General features: G+C 62.6%; 2 protein-coding genes and 1 pseudogene. All 3 read right to left on the minus strand.

Annotation, left to right across the window (positions count from 1 at the left end):
• Window positions 1-347: diacylglycerol/lipid kinase family protein (locus ACR0P8_RS10020; RefSeq protein WP_432624895.1), on the minus strand; the 347-nt coding region annotated here is incomplete at its 3' end.
• 97 nt (window positions 348-444) lie between these two features.
• Complete coding sequence (locus ACR0P8_RS10025; protein WP_021913233.1) at window positions 445-864, minus strand: Rv3654c family TadE-like protein; 420 nt, start codon at window positions 862-864, stop codon at window positions 445-447.
• Window positions 865-916: 52 nt separating this feature from the next.
• Window positions 917-1,116 (minus strand): annotated as a pseudogene (locus tag ACR0P8_RS10030) (pilus assembly protein); the annotation flags it as partial.

Here is a 1,116-nt window from a genome sequence, read left to right on the forward strand (position 1 = left end):
ACGCGATTGACCGGCAAATCCAGTCCGCGTGCGACATCATTGCCGGAGCCGATGGCCACGATGCCGAGTGGTTTGCCGGAGCAGCCGACTGCGTTGGCGCCTAACGCGACCATGCCGTCGCCTCCGACCGCGACCAGATAATCGTATTCGTCGCCGCGGCGGCGGGCGTTGGCCAGGGAATCGTCGAAGCTTGTGCCGGTCACATCGATTACGTCGAAGCCATGCTTGCGTCCGGCTCCGCGCAGCAGATCAATGACATGACCGCCCACTTGGGCGCCCTTGCCTTTGTTCGATGTCGGATTGCAGACCACGGCAACGGTCGTATTCGCATGTGACGTCTTGCTCATACTTGTACGATAACCATGTTTCACGTCAAGCGCCAGATTGCCCATTACCTTCAGCTGAACATTCCGTGCCGTCATGCAACGACTGTCCGGCAATCTCCTAATCACAGGCAATAGGCCCCGCACGTGACTGCCGGACGACCCACGGTGCGAACGGCACCTGCGTGGCCGCCTGCACGGCGACCACCGCATCCTCGCCTTCAATGGCACAGGATTCGAGCCGGGTTCCATTGCCCGACGTTGTACGCGATGCGGCCGCGCACGGGTCGGCGGCACCGTCACGCAGCGACTGCGCGGCGGCCACCGACGCCAGGTCGGCCGTATTCTGCGCGCGATGCACGCACAGCAGCAGATTGCCTGCCATGGCGACCGCACCGAGCATGGCCGCGACGATTGCGATCAGCGCGACTCCCGATATGGTTCCGGCACCTTCGTCCGCGCCTTTCAACACATGCGACACACGTCGCACATACTGTTTCACGTCATGTTTCACGGAAGTCGTTCCTTTCTTGCCGCGCATTGGAAGCCTTTCAAAAACCGTTACGGACAGCACGCTGTCATGAACATCGCAATCAGAAATACCGAGTTGCCTTGCCCACGACGCTGGCGGGCAGCACGCCGGTCGGATCCGCCGCAACCGGGCAACGCACCACAACGGTGACGCTGTTCGCATTGGCGGCGAACGACACCGTGGAACCGCCACCGGCAATGGTTTGCGCCGCGGCGCGGGCTTTCGCTTCGCCGCCGGCGTCAATCGCCATGGCCCTCGCAC

The sequence above is a fragment of the Bifidobacterium sp. genome (genome assembly GCF_050874245.1).
In the GTDB taxonomy this organism is placed as follows: domain Bacteria; phylum Actinomycetota; class Actinomycetes; order Actinomycetales; family Bifidobacteriaceae; genus Bifidobacterium.

What these genes read in the sequence shown, in the direction of transcription:
- ACR0P8_RS10025 (WP_021913233.1), bottom strand. Translation starts at nt 864, where the DNA reads ATGCGCGGCAAGAAAGGAACGACTTCCGTGAAACATGACGTGAAACAG.